Origin of the sequence: Kibdelosporangium phytohabitans (assembly GCF_001302585.1) — a bacterium.
GTDB lineage: Bacteria > Actinomycetota > Actinomycetes > Mycobacteriales > Pseudonocardiaceae > Kibdelosporangium > Kibdelosporangium phytohabitans.
Genome location: NZ_CP012752.1, coordinates 10,212,202 through 10,233,287, shown reverse-complemented (window position 1 = coordinate 10,233,287; position 21,086 = coordinate 10,212,202). Strand labels below are relative to the sequence as shown.

Sequence of the window (21,086 nt, the reverse complement as noted above, 5' to 3'; positions counted from 1 at the left end):
CACAGTGCGAAAATCCCGGTGGATCGGCGTGGCTCTCACTACGCTCACGCTGGTGGCCTCATCGACGTTGGCCGCGAGCCAGGCAGCGGCCGCGGTAGCCCCGATCGACAGTGTCGTCCCGGTCCCGGTCTCCGTGCAGGCCGTGCCGAACGTGACCTACAACCTGACGTCCAGTACGCAGATCCGTGCGGCCGAGGCCGCGACGGGGGTGGCCGACCTGCTGGCGGCCACGCTGCGGCGCTCGACCGGGTTCGCCCTGCCCGTGTCGCAGAGCACGGGTGACGGCATCTCGCTGCAGTTGTCCGGCGCCGATCCGCGAGTCGGTCAGCAGGGCTACCAGATCGACGTGACCGCGACCGGAGTGGTGATCAAGGCGAACACCGCGGCCGGGTTGTTCGCCGGGACGCAGACCCTGCGGCAGTTGCTGCCGGCCAAGGTGGAGGCGTCGAGCGTCCAGAGCGGACCGTGGCCGGTGCCGGGTGCGCGCATCGCCGACCACCCGCGGTTCGCCTACCGCGGCGCGATGTTGGACGTGGCGCGGCACTTCTTCACACCGGACTTGGTGAAGCGCTACATCGACGAGGTAGCGCTGTACAAGATCAACCACCTGCACCTGCACCTGTCGGACGACCAGGGCTGGCGGATCATGATCGACAGCTGGCCGAGGCTGGCGACGTACGGCGGAAGCACCCAGGTCGGCGGCGGACCGGGCGGTTACTACACGAAAGCCCAGTACAGCGACATCGTCGCCTACGCCGCGGCACGGCACATCACGGTGGTGCCGGAGATCGACATGCCGGGGCACACGAACGCGGCACTCGCCTCGTACGCGGAGCTGAACTGCAACAACACCGCGCCGCCGCCCTACACCGGCACCAACGTGGGCTTCAGCTCGCTGTGCGTGCCGAAGGACGTGACGTACCGGTTCGTCGACGACGTGATCCGCGAACTCGCGGCGCTGACTCCGGGGCCGTACATCCACATCGGCGGCGACGAAGCACGGTCCACTTCGGACGCGGACTACCGTGCCTTCATCGACAAGGTGCTGCCGATCGTGGCGAAGTACGGCAAGCAGCCGATCGGCTGGCACGAGATGGCGAAGGCGAACCCGCCCGCGACCTCGACCCCGCAGTTCTGGGGCACGACGACGTCGAACGCGCCGGTGACGGCGGCGGCCAACCGGGGCAGCAAGGTCCTGATGTCCCCGGCGAACAAGGCCTACCTGGACATGAAGTACAACTCCAGCACCCCGCTCGGCCTGACCTGGGCGGGTTACATCGAGGTGCGCACGGCCTACGACTGGAACCCCGGCGCGTACCTCAGCGGCGTCGGCGAAGCGGCGGTGCGCGGCGTCGAAGCTCCCCTGTGGACGGAGACAGTGAAGACCAGGCAGGACATCGAGTACATGGCCTTCCCCCGGCTGCCCGCGATCGCTGAGCTCGGCTGGTCGCCGTGGTCCAAGCACAGCTGGGACGCGTTCCGGCAGCGCCTGGGCGCTCAGGGACCGCGGTGGCAGGTGATGGGCGTGAACTACTACCGGTCGACCCAGGTGCCTTGGGTTTGACGCAGGTGTTCGGGGGCCGGCCCCCGAGATCCAGCCTGGAGGGATGGGCTGACACTTCGGCGTGGGCTGGATCGGTGGTCGTGGGTTTGTCCACATGTGGCGGTTGTGCACAGGTGGCCGTCGTAGTGCTTGACAAGCGATTCCGCATGAGTTTTACGAGACGGGACTGCTCAAAGGTCATCCCGTCAACTCCTGGAGCACGGTTCGACGACGTACCGCGAGCCAACGGAGTGGTGTGCGCGGCGACTGATGTCCACAGCGGCCGGTGGGCTGCCTTGCGTTGCCGGTCGGCGTCTTTTCGCTGAGCGGGCGGCACGCCGCCGAGGGGTCGGATTGCTGACCCCTGTCTCGTCCGAAAGGAGGACTCGGTCTGCTTTGACCGGCGGTAACGTGCCTGACCAGCATCAAAGGGGGAGCTTTGAGCGTCGGTCTCGTTCTGTCACTCGCTGGTCTCGCGCTGCTCGACTCGAGCAGCATCGGCACGTTGTTCATCCCGATCTGGTTCCTGCTCACCCCCGGTCGCATCCGGGTCGGCCGGATCGCGTTGTACCTCGGCACGATCGCTGTCTTCTACTTCGGGATCGGCGTGCTCATCTCGCTGGGCGCCGGGTCGTTGATCAGCAACTTCGGGGACGCGCTGCGGACGACTACCGCATTGTGGGTCCAGTTGGTCATCGGGGTCGGCTTGTTCGTCCTCAGTTTCCGGTTCGACAGCAAGAAACAGCGCAACAAGCCCGGTGGTGGCGCCATCCAGCGGTGGCGTGATCGCGCCATGTCCGAGGAGGCCTCGATCCACTGGTTGATGGGGCTGGCGCTGCTGGCCGGGCTCACCGAGGTCGCCACCATGCTGCCGTACCTCGGTGCGATCGGCATCATGACGACGTCCGGCCTCAGTGTCCTCACGGTCCTCGCGTTGCTCGCCGGGTACTGCGTGGTCATGATCCTGCCCGCTGGTGTGCTGGTCACCCTGCGGCTGACGGCCGCGAAGATGATCGAGCCGCTGCTGCAGCGGCTCAACAACTGGATCATGACCAAGGGGGCCAGCGCCACCGGGTGGATCATCGGCATCGCCGGGTTCCTGATCGCCCGCGACGCCGCCGCCCGGTTGTTCTGGCCGGAGATGTTGGGGAAATGACGCGATAGTCTCCCGCTGTGGCTGACTTGGCGTACCTGACGGCGACCGACGCGATCGCGCTCTTCCGCAGGGGGGAGCTGGCGCCCGTCGAGTTGATGGCGGCGGTGATCGAGCGGGCCCAGCTCACCGAGCCCACCGTCAACGCCTTCTCCGACCGGTACTTCGAAGACGCTCTCGACCAGGCGCGGGACGCGGGTGACCGGTACGCCAGGGGCGAGCAGCGCCCGCTCGAGGGCCTGCCGGTCGCGATCAAGGAGGAACAGCCGATCGCCGGCCTGCCGTGGCGTGAGGGTTCCCTGTCGATGCGCGACACCGTGGCCACGCAGACACACCCGGTCGTGGAGCGCATCATGGCCGCGGGCGGGATCGTGCACGCGCGAACGACCACACCGGAGTTCTGCTGCGCCGGTTTCACGCACAGCGACCTGTGGGGCGTGACCAGGACGCCGTGGAACCCGGAGTACTCGTCGGGCGGTTCGTCCGGTGGGTCCGGTGCGGCGCTCGCCGCTGGTTCCGCCATGCTCGCGACCGGGTCGGACATCGGCGGTTCGATCCGGATCCCGGCTTCCTTCAACGGCGTCGTCGGCTTCAAACCGCCGTACGGCCGGGTCCCCGGCATCCCGCCGTTCAACCTCGACCACTACTGCCACGACGGCCCGCTGGCCAGGACGGTCGCGGACTGCGCGTTGCTGCAGAACGTGATCGCCGGTCCGCACCCGATGGACCCGGTGTCGTTGCCCGCTTCCGCGCCCATCGAGGTCAGTTCGGTCGACGGTCTGCGTGTCGCGCTGTGCGTGAATCTCGGTGATTACCCGGTCGAGCCGGACGTGGTCGCCGCGACCCTGAGCGCCGCGGACGCGCTCAAGCAGGCCGGTGTCCACGTCGAGGAGATCGAGCTGCCCTGGACGCGCGCGGAGATCATGGCGGCGGCGTGGGCGCATTACGGCGCGATCTTCGCCCCCACGATCGAGGCGGCGGCCGGCGATCACGAGCTGATGCGCTACACCGTCGACTTCGTCGAACGGGCCGCGTCGGCCGGTTCGTTCTTCGACGCCACGCTGATCGAGGGCAGGATCCACGAGGACCTCGCTGAGCTGTTCCAGCGCTTCGACGCCCTGCTGTGCCCCACGTCCGGTACGCCTGCGCTGCTGGCAGGCGAGGACTACGTGGACACTCCGCTGATCGTCGACGGTGTCCGGCTCGACCACAATCTCGAGGCTCCGCTGACCGTCCCGTTCAACATCGCCAGCCGCTGTCCCGTGCTCAGCGTCCCGTCCGGACTGGCCGCGAACCGGGTGCCGACCGGTGTCCAGGTGGTCGGCCGTCCTTACGAGGACCGGACGGTCTTCGCGGTCGGCCACGTCGTCGCGACCGCGAACCCCTGGTACGCCAGCAGGTCGTGGTGCCCGCCGCTCGTCAGGTAGTCCAGACGGCGAAGTAGGCGATCGTCCCGGCGATCAGCAGGCCGTACCCGGCCGCCGCGATCCGGGTGAGCAGCACCTGCGTCGGCTCCGGCCAGCGGGTGCGGCCCAGCAGCCAGGCGAAGCCGGGCATGATCAGGATGGCGTGCATCGGCACGGCGTGTGCCGGTTTCAACGCTCCGGCGGTCAAGTACGCGACAGTGGCGTTGCCCGAGCGGGCCTCGGGGACGCCGGTCGCGATCATCGCCGCGCCGATGGCGAGCGCCACGACCAGCGCCGCGAACCCGAACCGCAGCGCGAGTTGCATGCTCCTGGTCTGCACGGTCCGGAACGCCGCCACGGTGAAGCCGATGATCACCGCGATCAGCACGAAACCGCCGCTTGCCAACGTTGTCGAGATCGCCGAGTCCAGCGGTGTCTCGAAGTTGAAGTGCGAAGGCCGGCCGCGCCACGCCTGCACCGTGATCAGCGAGACCTCGACGATGCTCGCCGCGGCCAGCACGCTCAGCAGGACCGTCCGCAGCCCCGGCTTGATACGCAGGAACGATGTGGCCCATACCGCCGCGCCGACTGTCAGCCCGAACGACACGCCAAAGGTCAACGGCTTGCGCATCGACAACGGCCCGAGCCACGTGCCGCCGGTCACCAGCAGCACGACCAGGTGCACGAGCCCGCTGAGAAACAACACGCCGCCGATGGCGTAACCGACGCGATCCATGGTCCGCATACATCAATGCTGGCTTCGGCACGGCCTCGCGTCGTCCTACCGGGAGCGACAACCGGAGTACGCCAGCGGGCGTACGCGTGTCGCGTTAAGTCGAAAGGAAAGTGAGGCACATCACGGGCCCCGGCTACGCCCATCCGGCCCATCGGGCCGTGCTCACGGGCATGATCAGCCGTTAGGGTGTGGTGTGGGGGGCGCGGGCGCGACACGTCCCCCACACCACGTCTCAGGCGGCTTCAATCGTTCGCACCGATGAAGCCGTTCGTGTGCGTGTTGTCGCAACGAGTGAGATGACGGTATGTGGCCTAGACCATCGAGTCAATGGGTCTAGACCTCCATGCTGCATAGCGGTGCGGTGCATTCGTGTGCACAGCGATCGGCCACACTGTCCGTGTGCCCACCACGCCCCCGAACATGCCTTGGCCGCAGGCGACCGCCACCGGTGTCGGTTCCATGCCCGGCGCGGATCCGCTCGAGGCCGCAAACGTTGTCGTAGGTGAACTGCCGGATCTGCCGCACCTGCCGGAGCTGCCCGGCCGCGGGCTCGGCGCGGACATCATCGGCCGCGGCGCGGCGCTGCTCGTCGACCTGCCGATCGAGGTCGTCCCGTCCGGATATCGGACAGCCGCCAAGCCGGGGCACGAGCACAGGCGCGCGGTCGACCTGATCAAGCGGGACATCGACGCGCTCGAAGAGGCCGTGGAACGCTCCGGCGCGCGGCCACCGGCCGTGAAGGTCCAGGCCGCCGGGCCGTGGACGCTCAGCGCCGGGATCGAGCTGCCGCGTGGCCACCGGGTGCTCACCGACCGCGGCGCGCTGCGCGAGTTCGCCGATTCGCTGGCCGAGGGCCTCACGGTGCACGCCGCCGAGATCAGCCGCCGCCTGGAGACACCGGTCGTCGTCCAGCTGGACGAACCCAGCCTGCCGACCATCCTGGCAGGCGCGTTGTCGACGCCGTCCGGCTACGGGACCGTGCCCGCCGTCGCCGAACCGGACGCGCGGGACCTCCTCGCGGGCGTGATCACGACCGTGAGCGAGGCGACCGGCCAGCCCGTGATCGTGCACTGCTGCGCGCCGAGGCCACCGATCGGGCTGTTCCGCGCGGCCGGGGCGCAGGCGCTGGCACTGGACGCCACCCTGCTCGGCGGCATCCCCGCGAGCCTGACCGACGAACTCGGCGAGGCGTGGGACGCCGGGATGACCATGTTGCTCGGCCTGGTCCCCGCAACCGCCCCGCCGACACTGGCCGAGGCCGCCAAACCCGCGCTCGAGGTCGTCGACCGGCTCGGGTTTCCCCGTTCGATACTGGCCGAGCGCGCGGTCCCCACGCCGACCTGCGGGCTGGCGGGCGCGGACGCGGAGTGGGCGCGCCGGGCACTGGCACTCGTCCGGGATGTGGGGAAGGCATTCGTCGAGCCGCCCGAAAGCTGGTGAGTGGTTCCTTGTCCGCCGTGAACCGGAGGTCCTTGCTGCTCGCCGCAAGCGCCGCCGCGTTGGCCGGGGCATGCACCGGACCGCCTGCTCCGCCGGGCGAGCCGACGCTTGCGCCGCCCGCGCCAGGCAACGAGGACCGCGAACCGAAGGGGCCAGGCGACCCGAAGGCGACACCCGCGGCACGGGAGCTCCTCGCGTGGCTGACAGCGTTGCCGCAGCGCCAGGAGAAGCGCGTGGTGTCCGGCCAGCAGATCGGCGCGGACGCCCGTGCGGACTACGACAAGTTGTTCCACGGCATGACCCGCAGGTTCGGCAGGACCCCTGCCCTGCTCGGCGCCAGCTTCGACGGCTACTGGAAGAAGGAGACCGTCGGCGTCATGATCGACCACTGGCGTGCCGGTGGGCTGGTCACGATGGACCTGCACCGGCCGAACCCGTTCCTGCCGCAGGTCGACCCCGAGTCCTACCGGGTCGGCGAGTCGGCGCGGAAGGACGACCTGAGCGCGCTGCTGGCCGACGCGCCACCCAGCCAGGCGCGCAGCCGCTGGCGCGCCGACCTGGAGATGCTCGGCGACATCGTCCAGCAGCTCGACGAGGCGGGCGTGACGCTGATCCTGCGGCCGTTGCACGAGCTCAACGGGAACTGGTTCTGGTGGGGCCTGGACCGGCGCACCGGCCACAGCGAGGCGGTCCGGCTCTACCGCGACATGCACGCGTACCTGACCGGGACCCGTGGCCTGCACAACGTCCTGTGGGCGTATTCACCGGCCAGGCCGTGGGACGGGCCGCGGATGCGGTTCTACCCCGGTGACGACATCGTCGACATCATGGGGCCGACGAGCTACGGCAACGCGCTCACGTTCGGACTGGACGGGCAGGTCGAGGACATCTCGGACATGCTCGCCGCGCAGCGGCCGATGGCGTTGCTGGAGGTCGGCTCCGGTGATCCGTACGACGGCAACTGGAAAGCCACCGAGATCATCGACAAGGTCCGGACCCGCTACCCGCAGCTGACGATGTTCAACTGCTGGCACGGCTGGGTCGGCGCGAAGGTGGCGCTCATGGAGATCAGCGAGACCGACAAGCTGATGAACGACCCGTGGGTGATCTCGCTGGAGACCGTCGACTGGCGCCGCTAAAGCGGCCATAACCAGGCGACGGGGACGGTCATCGTCTCCCCGGTCGGCCTGCTCACGATCCGGCCGGTCACCGCGTCCTTGAGCACGCCTTCGACGATGTACGCCACATCTGTCGGCAGGCCAAGGCGTTCCGCCGCGTCGTGGGGCAACGGCGTGCTGATGTGCGAGGTTTCCGCGACGCGGACACCGGTGACCGCGGGCTCGTCGCCGAGCTTCTCGCCGGTCGCGGTGACCGTCAGGTCGAACTCGTGCACCGCTTCCAGCGTCCAGCTCAGCATCAGCAGGTCGGCCTCGGCCTTGCGGGGATCGCCCGTGATGAACCGGGCCGGGTTGTCCCGCTGGGTGATGCGCACCCGGTAGGTGTGGCCGACTTCGACGTCGTGCGGACGCATGGGTTCAGGATGCCCCATCCGGCGCCGGCCGTACCCCGTGCGACTACTCACATCGGGGGGATTTCCCTGAAGTGGCGAACACGTTGTCCACGACACGCTGGGTCCATGCGATGGATTACGGCGGTTCTCGTCTTCCTGGGGCCGTCGCGGTACCCGCCGCGGCGGCGAGTGAGTCACGTCATCCCTGTGCCGGCGTTGCGGCGCGGTGTGACGGTGTGCTCCAGGTCCCGCTGGACCCCCGCGCAACCGGGATCCGAAAAGATCTCTGTCCCGTTCTCGTGGCTGCCGCGCGACCTTGACCGGCCGTCGGCGGGCGCGATCACCGCGTTGCCCGGCGGACCAACCCAGTTCTTCACCGCCGACATCGAAGCCGTGCGGGCCGCGTTGGGTGCGCGAAACGTTGTCCTGTAAGGCAATTCTTGCGGCAGCGTGGAAGCGCCCGCGTACATGAGCCGGTTCCCGCGGCACGTCAAGGCCGCGGTTGCCGACAGCCGACGGTGTTTCCCGACCGAGCAACGGGTTACGGGACGCGACGGGCCCAGCTGGCCGGCCACCGGGCCAAACACCCGGAACACCCCGTCTCCGCGCAGGAAACGACTCGCGGCTACGGGGTGTGGGAGGACTGGTGCCTCGCCGTTTCGGTGCTCCGGACCGGATCCACGTATTCGTCGTGCACCGCCGAAGCTGTCCGGAACTTCGTCACCGATGGGCCGCTGCCGTCCTGCGGCGGCGAGAACTTCCGCGCCGTCGGGCGCTTTCCGGTGACGGGCAATGGAATGGTGACGACGGTGTGCCGGACCGCGATGGCAGGCGCGTCCGGATGACGTGGAAACCGTTCGAGGCCAAGGAGGTCATGCGGGTCACGGGTTCAGTCGACGGCAGGGACTTCGATCGGTCGCTGTACGCCGGTTGGCGGCGCCGTCTGCCGGATGCCCGGGTGGGCGAAGACGAACACGATCAGCCCGACCAGCAGCACGGTGCCCAGCAGGTAGGGCGCGGCTGGGGCGATCTCGTACAACGCCGTGCCCACAAGGGGTCCGAAGACGAACGTCAGCGCGTTGCTGGAACCGGTCAGCCCGGCGACGGCACCCTGTTCCTCCCGGCTGACGAGCAAGGTCGGGCCGGACATGGAGCCGGGCATGCAGAAACCGACCCCGACGCCGAGAACCGCCAGCGCGACGGCCACGACGGCGGCGGTCGACGCGAACACCATGGTTGCCGTGCCGACGGCCATCACGCTGGCGCCGACCCGGATCAGCCGGGCGGGACCCCAGCCGACGCGGGGCACCACGACCGCCTGGACGAGCATCATCATCCCGGCGCAGGCGAGCGTGACGAGCCCGGTGGCCAGCCCGGTCTGCTGCGCGGTCAGCGCAAGCCTGTCCTGCAACAGGAATCCGACCGTCAGCAGCACGATTCCATACGTCATGAACATGCCGAACCCGGCGAGCAGGAACGGCCACACGCGTGGGTCGAACGGCTTCACCTTGACCGCCGCCACGATCTCGCGGTGCTTGTCCGGCTTGGGCAGGTTGAGCCACACCAGCACGGCGATCACGGCGATCAGGGCCGGGGCGACGTAGAGCGGGAGCAGCAGGCCGCCGAACACCAGCAGGCCGCCCACACCGGGCCCGAGCGCCATGCCGAGGCCCTGCGCGGCGCCCACCATGGACATGCCACGCACCCGCGCGACCTCACCCGTGGTCATGTCGGCCACATAGGACTGTGCGGTGACTGGCGTCGCGGCCCACGAGATACCGAAGATCACGCTGCGGCTGAGCAGGATCAGGGCGAACAGCAGCGGCACGGCGAACGCCCCGGCCAGCCCGGCCTGGGCGATCACCGCGAACCCGAGCAGGCCCACGGTCGCGCCGGCGAGCGAGGTGAGCAGCACCGCGCGATGTCCCCACGACGCGCCACGCCGTCCCCAGAACGGGCTCGCCACGACCGCGCCGATGGCGGCCACGGTCATCACGATGCCCAGGTGCAGTTCGCTCAGTCCGAGTTCGCGTGCCAGCGGCGGCAGGATCGGGCCGACCATCTGCTGGCCGGCCATCAGGCCGAACACGGCGAGGCAGACCAGGAGCACCGGACGGCCGGATGACTTTTCGAACATGTTCGAAAAGTAGCAGTCCTGTCAAGGTGCGAGGATGAGCCCGTGCCGAGAACTGGTCGCCCACCCCGGATCAACCGGGACGAGATCCTGGTTGCCACCCGCGCGCTGATCGACCGCGACGGCTGGGAGACCCTGACCATGCGCAAGCTCGCGGCCGAGGTGGGTGTCGCCGCCACAACGCTGTACCACCACGTGCGCGACAAAGAAGACCTGCTGATCCAGCTGCTCGACTACTACGCCGACGAGATCAAGCGCCCGGAACTACCCGGTGACCCGCGCGAACGCGTCGTGCTGACGGCGCTGGCCATGCACGACGCGTTGGCCGCGTGGCCGTGGATCACCGAAGTGCTCACCGCGGACGACCTGGTCGGCGAAGCGGCGTTGTGGGTGACCGAGGAGATCATGGCCGCAGCCGTCGACAGTGGACGCACGCTGGACGAGGCCGTGTACGTGTACCGGACGATCTGGTACTACACCGCCGGTGAGATCATGATCAAGGCGAGGGGCGCCCGCAGGCGTGCGGAAGGACAGCCGAACTACCGCGATGCCGTGCTGCGCAAGCAAACACACCGGCCGACCGTCCACGCGGTCGCCGAGCGCTGGCCCGAACTGTCCATGCGGGACACGTACGAGGCAGGCCTGCGGGCGTTGGTGAACGGCTTGCTCAGTGCCTAGCCGGCAGCTTCGTCGCCGCCTTCAGCACGTCCCGGTTGAGCCGCCCGATGGCCTCCAGCGGAATGCCCTTCGGGCACACCGCGGTGCACTCGCCCGAGTTGGTGCAGCCGCCGAAGCCCAGCTCGTCGTGCGTCTCGACCATGTCGAGCGCGCGGGTGAGCCGTTCCGGCTGCCCCTGCGGCAGCAAGCCGAGGTGCGTCGTCTTGGCCGCGGTGAACAGCATGCCCGAACCGTTGGGGCACGCGGCGACACACGCGCCGCAACCGATGCACGCCGCCGCCTCGAACGCGTTGTCGGCGTCTGCCTTGGGCACGGGCACCGCGTGGGCGTCCGGCGCGCTGCCGGTCGGCGCGCTGATGTAACCACCGGACTCGATGATCCGGTCGAACGACGACCGGTCCACCACCAGGTCCTTGATCACCGGGAACGGCGCGGCACGCCACGGCTCGATCGTGATGGCCTCGTTCTCGCTGAAGCTGCGCATGTGCAGCTGGCACGTGGTGGTCAGCTTGTTCGGGCCGTGCGCGTTGCCGTTGATCATCAGGCCGCACATGCCGCAGATGCCCTCGCGGCAGTCGTGGTCGAACGCGATCGGCTCCTCGCCGTCCTTGATCAGCCGTTCGTTGAGCACGTCGAGCATCTCGAGGAAGGACATGTCCGGCGAGATGTCGTCGACGACGTACATCACCAGCCTGCCCTTGTCGAACTGGTTGTCCTGGCGCCAGACACGCAGGGTGAACTTCACTTGTAGCTCCGTTGACTCGGCGTGACGTTCTCGAACCGCAGGTCCTCGCGGTGCAGGACGGGCTGCTGCGGCCCGTACTCCCACGCGGCGACGTAGCTGAAGTTCTCGTCGTCTCGCAGTGCTTCGCCGTCCTCGGTCTGGCTCTCAGCCCGGAAGTGCCCGCCGCACGACTCCGTGCGGTGCAGCGCGTCGATCACCATCAGTTCGGCGAGGTCGATGAAGTCGGCGACGCGGCCGGCCTTCTCCAGCGACTGGTTGAGCCCGTCGCCGGTGCCGAGCACGCGCACCCGTTGCCAGAACTCCTTGCGCAGCGCGGGAATCGCCTCCAGCGCCTTGCGCAGGCCCTCCTCGGAGCGTTCCATCCCGCAGTAGTCCCACATCAGCTGGCCCAGTTCGCGGTGGATGTCGTCGGGCGAACGGTCGCCGTCGACCGCGAGGATCCGCACGACCCGGTCGACGACCTCCTGCTCGACCGACGTGATCGCCTCCGGCGAGACCTGCGGGAACGGGCCGTCGGCGAGGTAGTCGCCGATGGTGTTCGGCAGGATGAAGTACCCGTCTGCCAAGCCCTGCATCAGCGCGGACGCACCGAGCCGGTTGGCGCCGTGGTCGGAGAAGTTGGCCTCACCGATGACGAACAGGCCGGGGATCGTGCTCTGCAGGTCGTAGTCGACCCACAGGCCACCCATCGTGTAGTGCACGGCCGGGTAGATCCGCATCGGCACCTTGTACGGGTCCTCGCCCGTGATCTGGGCGTACATCTCGAACAAGTTGCCGTACTTCGCCTCGACCGCGTCCCGGCCGAGCCGTTCGACGGCGTCGGAGAAGTCCAGGTACACGCCCAGACCGCCCGGTCCGACGCCGTGCCCGGTATCGCAGATGTTCTTGGCGGCACGGGAAGCGATGTCACGCGGGACGAGGTTGCCGAAGCTCGGGTACATCCGCTCCAGGTAGTAGTCCCGCTCGTCCTCGGGGATCATGTGTGGCGCCCGGTTGTCCTTCGGTGCCTTGGGAACCCACACACGGCCGTCGTTGCGCAGCGACTCGCTCATCAGCGTCAGCTTCGACTGGTGCGCGCCGCTGACCGGGATGCACGTCGGGTGGATCTGCGTGTAGCACGGGTTGGCGAACAACGCGCCACGCTTGTGCGCGCGCCAGATCGCTGTCGCGTTGCTGCCCTTGGCGTTGGTGGACAGGTAGAAGGTGTTGCCGTAACCGCCGGTCGCCAGCACGACGGCGTCCGCGGTGTACGTGTCGATGTCGCCGGTGACCAGGTCACGGGCCACGATCCCGCGCGCCCTGCCGTCGTCGACGATCAGGTCGAGCATCTCGGTACGCGGGTGCATCTTCACGCGTCCGGCGTTGATCTGCCTGGCCAGCGCCTGGTACGCACCGAGCAGGAGTTGCTGCCCGGTCTGGCCCCGGGCGTAGAACGTGCGGGAAACCTGTGCCCCGCCGAAAGAACGGGTGTCCAGCAGACCGCCGTACTCACGGGCGAACGGCACACCCTGCGCCACGCACTGGTCGATGATCTCGACACTGACCTCGGCCAGCCGGTGCACGTTGGACTCGCGGGCGCGGAAGTCACCGCCCTTGATCGTGTCGTAGAACAGCCGGAAGACGCTGTCGCCGTCGTTGCGGTAGTTCTTGGCCGCGTTGATCCCGCCCTGCGCGGCGATACTGTGCGCACGGCGCGGGCTGTCCTGGTAACAGAACGACAAGACGTTGTAGCCCAGCTCGGCCAGCGTGGCCGCGGCCGAGCCACCGGCGAGCCCGGTGCCGACCACGATCACGGTCATCTTGCGCTTGTTCGCCGGGTTCACCAGCCGTGCGGAGAACCGCCGCTTCTCCCACCGCTTGTCCAGCGGACCGTCCGGCATCTTGCCGTCGACGATCGGTGCCCCTTCGGTGTACATCGGCTAACCCACCAATCCGGTCAGTACGGCGAACGGCACGGCCAGGAATCCCACTGTGATCAGGAAAGCGACCGCGAAAGCGAAGCTCTGGATGGCCCGTTGCCGTGCGGCGTTGGACGCGCCGAGGCTCTGCAACCCGCTCCACAGCCCGTGCCGGATGTGGAAACCCAGTGCGATGACGGCCGCGGCGTAGAACAGGACCACGTACCAGCGCTGGAAATCAGCGACCACGTTGTCGTACACCGCGAGGTGCACGCCGTTCGGGTTCAGCACGCCCGCGGTCAGGTCGAGGATGTGGTAGACGATGAACAACGCCAGGATCACGCCGCCCCAACGCATCGTGCGCGCGGCGTAGCTGCCCTGGACCTTCGCGCGGTGCTGGTAGGCCTTGGGCCGTGCCTTGCGCGCCCGCCGCGCCAGCTGGATGGCCGCCGTCATGTGCAGCACGACGCAGGCGACGAGACCGATCCGGGCCACCCACACGAAGCCCTCGTAGCCCAGCAGGCCGTCGAGGAGGTGGCGCAGCCAGGACGCGTAGCCGTCGATGTTCTCGCGCCCGAAGAAGATCTTGAGGTTGGACGCCATGTGCACGATCACGTAGATCAGCATGAGCAGCCCGGTGACGCCCATCACGGCCTTCTTGCCGATGGTGGACGACCAGATTCGCCCCGGGGTGGTGCGCCGGGCCGCGTCGAGCACTGTCACAGCACTCAGTAAGCATGGTGCGGACCGAGTCGTCCAATATATCAAAACCCTCGATTTGATAGCCTTGGACTATGGAGAAGGTCGACCGGCTCACCTTGCAGCAGCTCAGGTACTTCCTGGCGGTGGCCGACACCAAGCACTTCACCAGGGCCGCGGAGCAGGCCGGTGTGGCGCAACCCTCACTGTCCAAGCAGGTGCAGAGCCTGGAAACCGAACTCGGCACGCCCCTGTTCAGCCGCGTGCGCGGCAACGTCACGCTGACCCCGGCAGGCGAGGCGCTGCTGCCGATCGCCCGCCGCATCCTCGCCGACGTGGACACAGCTCGTCACGAGGTCGCCGAACTGGTCGGCCTCCGCAGGGGACGGCTGCGCGTGGGGGCGACTCCGAGTCTGTGTGCTTCGGTCTTCGCTGACGTGCTGAGCCGATACCACTCGGCCTATCCGGGCATTCGGCTGCTGGTGGAGGAGGGCGGCTCGCGGGACTTGTCCCGGTCCTTGCTGCGCGGCGACCTGGATCTGGCGTTGATCATCGTCCCGCCGGAAGGGCCGGATCCGGCATTGACCACGCGGGTGGTCCTGCGCGAGGACCTGCTGGTGGCCTCCGCGGCCAGCCTGCCTGCTCTGGTCAACCGACCGACGATTCGGCTGATCGATCTGCGCGACCGTTCGATGGTGATGTTCCGCCAAGGCTATGACTTGCGTGAGACGACAATCCAGGCGTGTCGCGGGGTGGGCTATGAGCCGCGTATGTCCGTCGAGGGCGGGGAGATGGACGCCGTGCTCCGGTTCGTCGAAGCCGGTTTGGGGGTTGCCATCGTTCCCAGCATGGTTCTGGCCAACCGGCCCGCTTTGCGGGGCATCCCCATCGCTCCGCCCGGGTTGAGCCGCACGGTCGCTTTGGCTCAGCGGACGGACGTTCCCCCGACGAACGCGGCTCGGGCGTTCAGCGATGTGTTGATGGCGTACCTGAGAACGCTGTGATTCACTTGAGCCGAGGCTTGAGACTGTCGAGGTTGATAGTGCGGAGCCGGGAAATCGATGCGGAATGTGCCGGGGACCTCATCAGCCGCGTGGTAGTGGTCGTCGCTGAGCGAATGTGGCAGCAAGGAGACCGGATCGTCGATGTCCACCAGCAGCCGCTGCCTTGCCCTCTGGTGCAACGATGGAGGTCTGTGTTCCCTTGGCCCAGTCACTGCTCAAGGATCCCACGGCAACGGGGAAGCAGTTACCCGCCGTACACGGTCGTGTTGGTGGTGATGAACTGCGCTGTTCCCGGTTTCACGGCGACAGGATCCGGCACGGGACCACCCGGAGTCGGCTGCGTCGCGGGAGCCTGCACGGTGAAAGTCGCCGTGAAGGTCATTCCCTTCACCAACACCTTCGGACCGTTCTGCGACTGGATCGTCAGGTTCGACGGAGCCAGCGTGAGCGTCAGCGTCCCCGTCCCCGGGGTGACGAAAGGCGGTGCGGTGTAAGGCAACGGGCCGCGCAACACCTGAGGCAGCTCGTCGCCCCGCAAGCAGACGAACTGATTGTTGACCTGCACGTTCGTGCTCGACCCCTTGAGCGGCACCGGGGCCTGGATGGCCGGCACGATCACCGGGGGCGGGATCGTGACCTTGATCATGTCCCCCGTCTTGATGATGAAGTCGCTCGGCACCTCAGCAGGCTCTCACGCTCCCGCTGAGGCGCCAATGCACGTTGGGGCAGTTCAAGGTGCTCGAAACGCGCTGAGCTCGGGGAACGCGGCCACGTAGCCGTCGAGCGTCGCCGTCGCGGCGGCCACCGAGTCCACGAGCGGGTGCGTGGCCATCGCGAACAGGGCGTCCGAGCGGTTCTGCGTCCGCGCCGCGCGGATCACTGCCTGCTCGCAGGCCTTCACCTGCAGCATCAGGCCGAGGCTGTGCGGGTCGACGGGACCGGTCGCGACCGGCCGGGGTCCGTTGCCGTCCACGAAGCACGGCACCTCCACCACGGAATTGTCCAGTCCCGCAACGACTCCGCGGTTGCGCACGTTCAGGATCAGCTGGTCGGGGCGGTTGCGCGTGATCGAGTTCATCAACCGCAGCGCCACCTGCTCGTACCCGCCGCCGTCCATGTCGCACGCGGCGCGCTCCGCCATCCCCGCGATCGCCCTGCCTTCGGCGAGATACGTGTTCTCCCGCTCCGAGCGGGTCTGCATCCACGTCTGCAACGCCGCCTGCGGATCGTTGCCGATCCGTTCGTAGAACGACTTCTGCTGGTCGGAGAGGAACTCGCCGCGCGTCGTCTCCTGCGTGCGCAACTGGTCGAGCGTCTCCCGCGCGAAGTAGTAGTAGTGCAGGTACTCGTTGGGCACCGAGCGCAACGTCCGCAACCACTGCGCGCCGAACAGCTTGCCTTCTTCGAACGAGGTCAGCGCGGCCTCGTCGTCGAACAGTCCGGGCAGCCGGTCTCGTCCGTTCACCAGCACCCGGCGCAGCCAGCCGAGGTGGTTGAGTCCGATGTAGTCGAATGTCGCGTCCTGTTCGGACACGCCGAGGGCGCCGGCCACCCTGCGGCACAGGCCGACTGGCGAGTCGCAGATGCCGATCACCCGGTCGCCGAGCACCGCCGACATCGCCTCGGTGACGATCCCGGCCGGGTTGGTGAAGTTGATCAGCCACGCGTCCGGCGCGTGCCGTTCGACCTGCCTGGCGATGTCCAGCGCGACCGGCACGGTCCGCAGCGCGTAGCAGATCCCGCCCGGCCCCACGGTTTCCTGACCGATCAGGCTGTGCTTCAACGGCACCCGCTCGTCCAGGCTGCGCCCGCCGAGACCGCCGACGCGGATCGCCGAGAACACCACGTCCGCACCGGACAACGCGTCCGCCAGCGACGTCGTCATCCGGATCCGCGGCCGCCACGACGCGCCCTGCGCCTGCTGGTCGAGCACGGCACCGATCGCGGTCAGCCGCTGCACCATCACGTCCTGCAGGACGATCTCGTCGACCAGCCGGTCGGGGTCGGCCAGCAGGCTCTGGTGCACCAGCGGCACGCGGAACCCGCCACCGCCGAGGATCACCAGCTTCATCCCTCGATCACCTCCACACCCGCCTCACGCACGGCGGACAGGCCGGCACCGGCCGTGTCCGCGTTGGTCACCAGCACGTCGATCTCCTCCGCGCCGCAGATCCGGGCCAGGCCGCCGCCGGGGAACTTGCCCCGGTCGGCGAGCAGGACCACCTGGTCGGCCGCGGCGAGCATGGCCCGTTTCAACGGCACTTCCACGACGGTGTCGTCCATGACCGAACCGTCGTCACGAACACCTGCCGCGCCGAGGAACACGCGGTCCGCCCGGACCTGGCGTAACGCGTCCTCGGTCAGAAACCCGACCATGGAACGGTAATTGCGTCGCACGACCCCGCCGAGCAGGATCAGCTCGACCGCGTGGTCGTCCGCCAGTTCCTCGTACACCGCGAGGTTGCTTGTCAGCACGGTGATGTCACGCCCGCGCAGGTGCGCGGCCAGTCTGTGCGTGGTCGTGCCGATGTCCAGCAGGATGGACTCCCCGTCACGCACAAGCGTTGCCGCGGCCTTGGCAACCTCGTCCTTCACGCCGCCGTCCTCGCGGGCCACGCGGTCGAACGGTCGTTCCTCCTGTGACGGCGCGAGCACGGCGCCGCCGTGCACTCTCGTGAGAACTCCTTCGCGCTCCAGCCAGATCAAGTCGCGGCGGATGGTGGCCGCGCTCGTGGCCAGCTGGGCGCACAGCGCAGTGACCGACGCCGACCCCTCCTGGGTGAGGCAGCGCAGGATTTCGGCGTGGCGCCGCTGCGGGAGCACAACCGAACAATATCAGTCAGATTGCGTCAGACAACTTGTCATTTCTTTGCAGATGGGTGCAGACTCACCGGATCGAGCAAGGAGGGCGCGGTGTCGGACGAGCGGGCCGCTGGGGGCCCTGAGCTGGACATTCTCCTGTCGGGAACGGTGTTCTTGGACATCATCTTCACCGGACTCGACCACCTGCCCCAGCCGGGTACGGAGGTGTGGGCGACCGGGCTGGGATCCAGTCCCGGCGGGATCGCCAACCTGGCGGTCGCGCTGAGCAGGCTGCAGTTGCGGACCGGGCTGGCCGCGGCGTTCGGCGAGGACGCGTACGGCGACTTCTGCTGGGACGTCCTCGCCTCGCAGGAAGGGGTGGATCTCACCCATTCACGGCGGTTCTACGGCTGGCACTCGCCGTTGACCGTCTCCATGGCCATCGAGCGGGACCGTGCCATGGTCACCCACGGCCACCCCTCGCCGGTCAGCGCGGACGAACTGCTGGACCCGCCGCCCGCGACCAAGGCGTGTTTCGTGCACGTGGACCTGCACTCCGACCAGTGGGTGAAGAAGTCCAAGCAACAGGGCGCCCTGCTGTTCGCCGACGTCGGCTGGGACCCGACCGAACGCTGGGAACCGTCCATGCTCCGGCAGCTGCTGGACGGCTACGACGTGTTCCTGCCCAACAGCGTCGAAGCGATCAGCTACACCAAGTCCGACGACGTGAAAGCCGCGGCGAGGGCGCTCGCGGAGATCGTCCCGGTCGTGGTGGTCACCAGAGGCGGCAGCGGCGCGTACGCGATCGACGCGGCCACAGGTGAGGAAGCCGAGGTCAACGGGCTGAACGTGGCCGCGCTCGACCCCACCGGCGCCGGTGACGTGTTCGGCGCCGGGTTCGTGGTCGGCACGCTCGCCGGTTGGCCGTTGACCGATCGGGTGCATTTCGCAAACCTCTGCGCGGCGTTGTCCGTGCAACACTTCGGGGGCTCGCAGTCCGCGCCGGGCTGGGGTGACATCGCGGCGTGGTGGCGCCTGGTCGGCCGCCGGGACGAGCGTGAGCTGCGTGGTTACACGTTCCTCAACGACCTGCTGCCCAGTCACGCCGACACCCAGGTCCGCCGAGCGAGCGCGACCATCGGATTGCGAGGGATCTCGTGAGGAAACTGCCGGTAATCGTGGCCGCGGCGGCACTGGTGCTCGCCGCGTGTGCGCCCGGAGCGGACAACAAACCCGCGCAACAGCCCGCCGGGCAGGTGCGCAAGGACGTCGGCGCGCTCGGCGACGTGACGCTGACCATCTGGGACCAGGAGACGCGCCCGGCGCAGGAATCCCAGATCAAGGCGTTGAACGCGCAGTTCCAGTCCAAGTACCCGAACATCAAGATCAACCGGGTCGGGCGTTCCTTCGACGACCTGCGCAGCACGATCAAGCTCGGTCTGACCGCCAACGACGCGCCGGACATCGCGCAGGTCAACAACGGCAAGCAGGACATGGGCGCGTTCGTCAAAGCCGGCCTGCTGCGGCCGGTGGACCCGTATGCCGAGGCGTACCAGTGGAACCAGCGGTTCCCCGAGTTCGTCCGCAAGCTCGCCAGTTACCCCGACAGCGGCGACAGCCTCGGCGACGGCAAGCTGTACGGCGTTGCGCAGACCGGTGAGCTGGTCGGCATCTGGTACAACAAGTCCAAGCTGAGCCAGCTCGGCCTGCAGCCGCCCAAGACGTGGGACGAGTTCGACGCGGCGCTGGCCAAGGCCAAGACCGCGGGCCAGTTGCCGCTGCAGGTCGGCAACCTGGAGAAGAGCGCGGGCCCGTTGCTGTACGCGCTGGCCATGCACCGGTTCGGCAATCCGGCCGACGAGACCAAGCTGGCCACCGGCCGCGTGGACGCGAACTGGAAGACCGAGCCGAACCGGCAGGCCGCCCAGCAGGTCGCCGACTGGGTCGACAAGGGCTACCTGACCCCGGGTTTCGCGGGCCTGAAAGGAGACGACGCCACCGAGAAGTTCGGCAAGGGCGAAGGCCTCTTCCACGTCAACGGCACGTGGAGCCTGGCGACGCTCAAGGAGGCGCTGGCCGACAACGTCGGCTTCATCCTGCCGCCCGGTGGCACGGTGACCGGCGGGACCGGGCTGCCGTGGGCGATCAGCTCGAAGTCGAAGAACCCGGACGCGGCTGCCGCGTACCTCGACTTCATCACCAGCCCCGATGCGATGCGGACCGTCGCTTCCAGCGGCAACCTGCCGGTGATCAAGGCGGGTGACCAGGTCGGCGCGGGCCCGGAACGGGACGTGCTCGACAAGTGGCAGGAGGCGTCCGCCTCCCAGAAGCTCGTGCCGTACCTGGACTACGCGACGCCCAACGCGTACGAGGTGGTCAGCAACTCGGTCGAGCAGTTCATGGCCAAGCAACTGGACGTGGAGGCGTTCCTCGGCAAACTCCAGGCGGACCTGGAGTCGAGCCGTGGCGGTCGGTGAACCGAGGCGGGTGGGGTACCTCTACGCCCTGCCCGCACTGCTCGTCTACGCGGCGTTCCTGCTGTTCCCGCTGCTGCACAGCGGATGGCTGTCACTGTTCAAGTGGGACGGTCTGTCGCTGGGGACGTTCACGGGTTTCTCCAACTACGGCGACATGTTCGCCGAGGAGGGCGCGCTGGCGGCGTTCGGGCACGTCGCCGTGCTCATCTTGTTCTTCTCGGTCGTTCCTGTCTGCATAGGACTCGTACTCGCGACTGCGCTCCATAGGGTTCGTGTACGCGGGTTGCCGTTCTTCCGGACCGTGCTGTTCCTGCCGCAGGTGATCGCTATGGTCGTGGTCGCCGTGGCCTGGCAAAGGATCTTCGCGCCGGACGGTGCGTTGAATTTCGTCCTTGGCACAGAAGGGAAAGCCTGGCTCGGCGACTCCTCGACGGCCCTGCTGGCGGTCGGGATTGTCGGTACCTGGGTGCAGACTGGGCTCGCGATGGTTTTGTTCCTCGGCGGGATCGGGAAGGTCTCGGCCGACCTGTTCGACGCCGCCCGGCTGGACGGCGCCGGACCGGCGGGCGAGTTCCGTTCGGTGATCCTGCCCGCGTTGCGAGGGGAGATCGGTGTGGCGCTGACGCTGACCGTGATCGCCGCCCTGCGCACGTTCGACCTGGTCTACATGATGACCCCGTTGGGCGGCCCTGGCGGCTCGACCACGGTGCCCGCGTACGAGATCTACCAGCGCGCGTTCCACACCGGACAGGTCGGCTCGGCGGCGGCGATCGGCGTGGTCATCACCGTGCTCGCCTTCCTCGTGACGTACGTGATCACGCGGGTCACAGGGAGGGAGCGGGGATGACCTCCTTCATGTCA

General features: G+C 68.2%; 21 protein-coding genes. 12 read left to right on the top strand and 9 right to left on the bottom strand.

Going from position 1 to position 21,086, the window contains the following annotated elements; translation table 11 throughout:
• Positions 1–49 precede the first annotated feature (49 nt).
• The 3 genes from AOZ06_RS45710 (at position 50) to AOZ06_RS45700 (ending at position 4,123) form a co-directional block, all read left to right on the top strand.
• Positions 50–1,564, top strand: a complete 1,515-nt coding sequence (locus AOZ06_RS45710; RefSeq protein ID WP_225954004.1) for a beta-N-acetylhexosaminidase — start codon at positions 50–52, stop codon at positions 1,562–1,564.
• 418 nt (positions 1,565–1,982) lie between these two features.
• Positions 1,983–2,699, top strand: a complete 717-nt coding sequence (locus AOZ06_RS45705; protein WP_054295079.1) for a GAP family protein — start codon at positions 1,983–1,985, stop codon at positions 2,697–2,699.
• A gap of 17 nt (positions 2,700–2,716) precedes the next feature.
• Complete coding sequence (locus tag AOZ06_RS45700; protein ID WP_054295078.1) at positions 2,717–4,123, top strand: amidase; 1,407 nt, start codon at positions 2,717–2,719, stop codon at positions 4,121–4,123.
• On the opposite strand, the gene AOZ06_RS45695 is transcribed toward AOZ06_RS45700, so the two are convergent.
• On the bottom strand, positions 4,116–4,847 hold the full coding sequence (locus AOZ06_RS45695; RefSeq protein ID WP_157233605.1) for a hypothetical protein: 732 nt from the start codon (positions 4,845–4,847) through the stop codon (positions 4,116–4,118). The genes AOZ06_RS45700 and AOZ06_RS45695 overlap by 8 nt on opposite strands.
• 411 nt (positions 4,848–5,258) lie before the next feature.
• On the opposite strand from AOZ06_RS45695, the gene AOZ06_RS45690 reads away from it, so the two are divergent.
• Both AOZ06_RS45690 and AOZ06_RS45685 read left to right on the top strand, forming a co-directional pair.
• Positions 5,259–6,278, top strand: a complete 1,020-nt coding sequence (locus AOZ06_RS45690) for a methionine synthase (protein ID WP_054297409.1) — start codon at positions 5,259–5,261, stop codon at positions 6,276–6,278.
• 17 nt (positions 6,279–6,295) lie between these two features.
• On the top strand, positions 6,296–7,417 hold the full coding sequence (locus AOZ06_RS45685; protein WP_054295077.1) for a glycosyl hydrolase: 1,122 nt from the start codon (positions 6,296–6,298) through the stop codon (positions 7,415–7,417).
• Here the strand turns inward: AOZ06_RS45685 and AOZ06_RS45680 are convergent.
• The gene (locus tag AOZ06_RS45680; RefSeq protein ID WP_054295076.1) at positions 7,414–7,809 is read right to left on the bottom strand and encodes a hypothetical protein; all 396 of its coding nucleotides are present in this window, start codon (positions 7,807–7,809) and stop codon (positions 7,414–7,416) included. The genes AOZ06_RS45685 and AOZ06_RS45680 overlap by 4 nt on opposite strands.
• A gap of 105 nt (positions 7,810–7,914) precedes the next feature.
• Between AOZ06_RS45680 and AOZ06_RS45675 the strand changes: the two genes are divergently transcribed.
• Both AOZ06_RS45675 and AOZ06_RS45670 read left to right on the top strand, forming a co-directional pair.
• Positions 7,915–8,220, top strand: coding sequence for a hypothetical protein (locus AOZ06_RS45675; protein WP_157233603.1), 306 nt, complete (start codon positions 7,915–7,917; stop codon positions 8,218–8,220).
• Positions 8,221–8,306: 86 nt separating this feature from the next.
• Positions 8,307–8,633 (top strand): hypothetical protein, encoded by a 327-nt coding sequence (locus tag AOZ06_RS45670; protein WP_157233602.1) that lies wholly within the window; start codon positions 8,307–8,309, stop codon positions 8,631–8,633.
• Between the two features lie 44 nt (positions 8,634–8,677).
• On the opposite strand, the gene AOZ06_RS45665 is transcribed toward AOZ06_RS45670, so the two are convergent.
• Positions 8,678–9,925, bottom strand: coding sequence for an MFS transporter (locus AOZ06_RS45665; RefSeq protein ID WP_054295073.1), 1,248 nt, complete (start codon positions 9,923–9,925; stop codon positions 8,678–8,680).
• Between the two features lie 42 nt (positions 9,926–9,967).
• Here AOZ06_RS45665 and AOZ06_RS45660 point away from each other — a divergent pair, with 42 nt between their 5' ends.
• Positions 9,968–10,600, top strand: a complete 633-nt coding sequence (locus AOZ06_RS45660; RefSeq protein ID WP_218921886.1) for a TetR/AcrR family transcriptional regulator — start codon at positions 9,968–9,970, stop codon at positions 10,598–10,600.
• Here AOZ06_RS45660 and AOZ06_RS45655 read toward each other — a convergent pair.
• From AOZ06_RS45655 to AOZ06_RS45645, 3 genes are read right to left on the bottom strand one after another with little or no spacing between them, the layout of a single operon-like run.
• On the bottom strand, positions 10,590–11,345 hold the full coding sequence (locus AOZ06_RS45655) for a succinate dehydrogenase/fumarate reductase iron-sulfur subunit (RefSeq protein ID WP_083472371.1): 756 nt from the start codon (positions 11,343–11,345) through the stop codon (positions 10,590–10,592). The genes AOZ06_RS45660 and AOZ06_RS45655 overlap by 11 nt on opposite strands.
• Entirely contained in the window at positions 11,342–13,261 is a 1,920-nt protein-coding gene (locus AOZ06_RS45650; RefSeq protein WP_054295071.1) for a fumarate reductase/succinate dehydrogenase flavoprotein subunit, read from the bottom strand. The genes AOZ06_RS45655 and AOZ06_RS45650 overlap by 4 nt, the downstream gene beginning before the upstream one ends.
• Positions 13,262–13,264: 3 nt before the next feature.
• Positions 13,265–13,966: a succinate dehydrogenase cytochrome b subunit gene (locus tag AOZ06_RS45645; protein WP_054295070.1), complete on the bottom strand. Its 702-nt coding sequence runs from the start codon at positions 13,964–13,966 to the stop codon at positions 13,265–13,267.
• A 71-nt stretch (positions 13,967–14,037) separates the two neighbouring features.
• Here AOZ06_RS45645 and AOZ06_RS45640 point away from each other — a divergent pair, with 71 nt between their 5' ends.
• Positions 14,038–14,946 (top strand): LysR family transcriptional regulator, encoded by a 909-nt coding sequence (locus AOZ06_RS45640; protein WP_054295069.1) that lies wholly within the window; start codon positions 14,038–14,040, stop codon positions 14,944–14,946.
• Positions 14,947–15,190: 244 nt separating this feature from the next.
• Here the strand turns inward: AOZ06_RS45640 and AOZ06_RS45635 are convergent, their stop codons facing one another.
• The 3 genes from AOZ06_RS45635 to AOZ06_RS45625 are packed head-to-tail and all read right to left on the bottom strand — an operon-like array spanning position 15,191 to position 17,769.
• A complete protein-coding gene (locus AOZ06_RS45635; RefSeq protein WP_054295068.1) occupies positions 15,191–15,625 on the bottom strand; it encodes a hypothetical protein in 435 nt (144 codons plus the stop codon).
• Positions 15,626–15,676: 51 nt separating this feature from the next.
• Positions 15,677–17,017, bottom strand: coding sequence for a 6-phospho-beta-glucosidase (locus AOZ06_RS45630; protein ID WP_054295067.1), 1,341 nt, complete (start codon positions 17,015–17,017; stop codon positions 15,677–15,679).
• Positions 17,014–17,769: a DeoR/GlpR family DNA-binding transcription regulator gene (locus tag AOZ06_RS45625; protein WP_054295066.1), complete on the bottom strand. Its 756-nt coding sequence runs from the start codon at positions 17,767–17,769 to the stop codon at positions 17,014–17,016. Before AOZ06_RS45625 ends, AOZ06_RS45630 begins: the two co-directional genes overlap by 4 nt.
• 90 nt (positions 17,770–17,859) lie before the next feature.
• On the opposite strand from AOZ06_RS45625, the gene AOZ06_RS45620 reads away from it, so the two are divergent.
• The 3 genes from AOZ06_RS45620 to AOZ06_RS45610 are packed head-to-tail and all read left to right on the top strand — an operon-like array spanning position 17,860 to position 21,072.
• Positions 17,860–18,909 carry a carbohydrate kinase family protein gene (locus AOZ06_RS45620; RefSeq protein ID WP_054295065.1) on the top strand — a complete coding sequence of 350 codons (1,050 nt, stop codon included), beginning with the start codon at positions 17,860–17,862 and terminating at the stop codon, positions 18,907–18,909.
• Positions 18,906–20,225 (top strand): extracellular solute-binding protein, encoded by a 1,320-nt coding sequence (locus AOZ06_RS45615; RefSeq protein WP_083472370.1) that lies wholly within the window; start codon positions 18,906–18,908, stop codon positions 20,223–20,225. The genes AOZ06_RS45620 and AOZ06_RS45615 overlap by 4 nt, the downstream gene beginning before the upstream one ends.
• Positions 20,212–21,072, top strand: coding sequence for a carbohydrate ABC transporter permease (locus tag AOZ06_RS45610; RefSeq protein WP_054295063.1), 861 nt, complete (start codon positions 20,212–20,214; stop codon positions 21,070–21,072). The genes AOZ06_RS45615 and AOZ06_RS45610 overlap by 14 nt, the downstream gene beginning before the upstream one ends.
• Positions 21,073–21,086 lie beyond the last annotated feature (14 nt).

Bases quoted from the DNA above. Each gene is read 5' to 3' on its own strand.
- AOZ06_RS45695 (WP_157233605.1), bottom strand. From the start codon at position 4,847: ATGCGGACCATGGATCGCGTCGGTTACGCCATCGGCGGCGTGTTGTTT.
- AOZ06_RS45690 (WP_054297409.1), top strand. From the start codon at position 5,259: ATGCCTTGGCCGCAGGCGACCGCCACCGGTGTCGGTTCCATGCCCGGC.
- AOZ06_RS45680 (WP_054295076.1), bottom strand. From the start codon at position 7,809: ATGCGTCCGCACGACGTCGAAGTCGGCCACACCTACCGGGTGCGCATC.
- AOZ06_RS45675 (WP_157233603.1), top strand. From the start codon at position 7,915: ATGCGATGGATTACGGCGGTTCTCGTCTTCCTGGGGCCGTCGCGGTAC.
- AOZ06_RS45665 (WP_054295073.1), bottom strand. From the start codon at position 9,925: ATGTTCGAAAAGTCATCCGGCCGTCCGGTGCTCCTGGTCTGCCTCGCC.
- AOZ06_RS45650 (WP_054295071.1), bottom strand. From the start codon at position 13,261: ATGTACACCGAAGGGGCACCGATCGTCGACGGCAAGATGCCGGACGGT.
- AOZ06_RS45640 (WP_054295069.1), top strand. From the start codon at position 14,038: ATGGAGAAGGTCGACCGGCTCACCTTGCAGCAGCTCAGGTACTTCCTG.
- AOZ06_RS45630 (WP_054295067.1), bottom strand. From the start codon at position 17,017: ATGAAGCTGGTGATCCTCGGCGGTGGCGGGTTCCGCGTGCCGCTGGTG.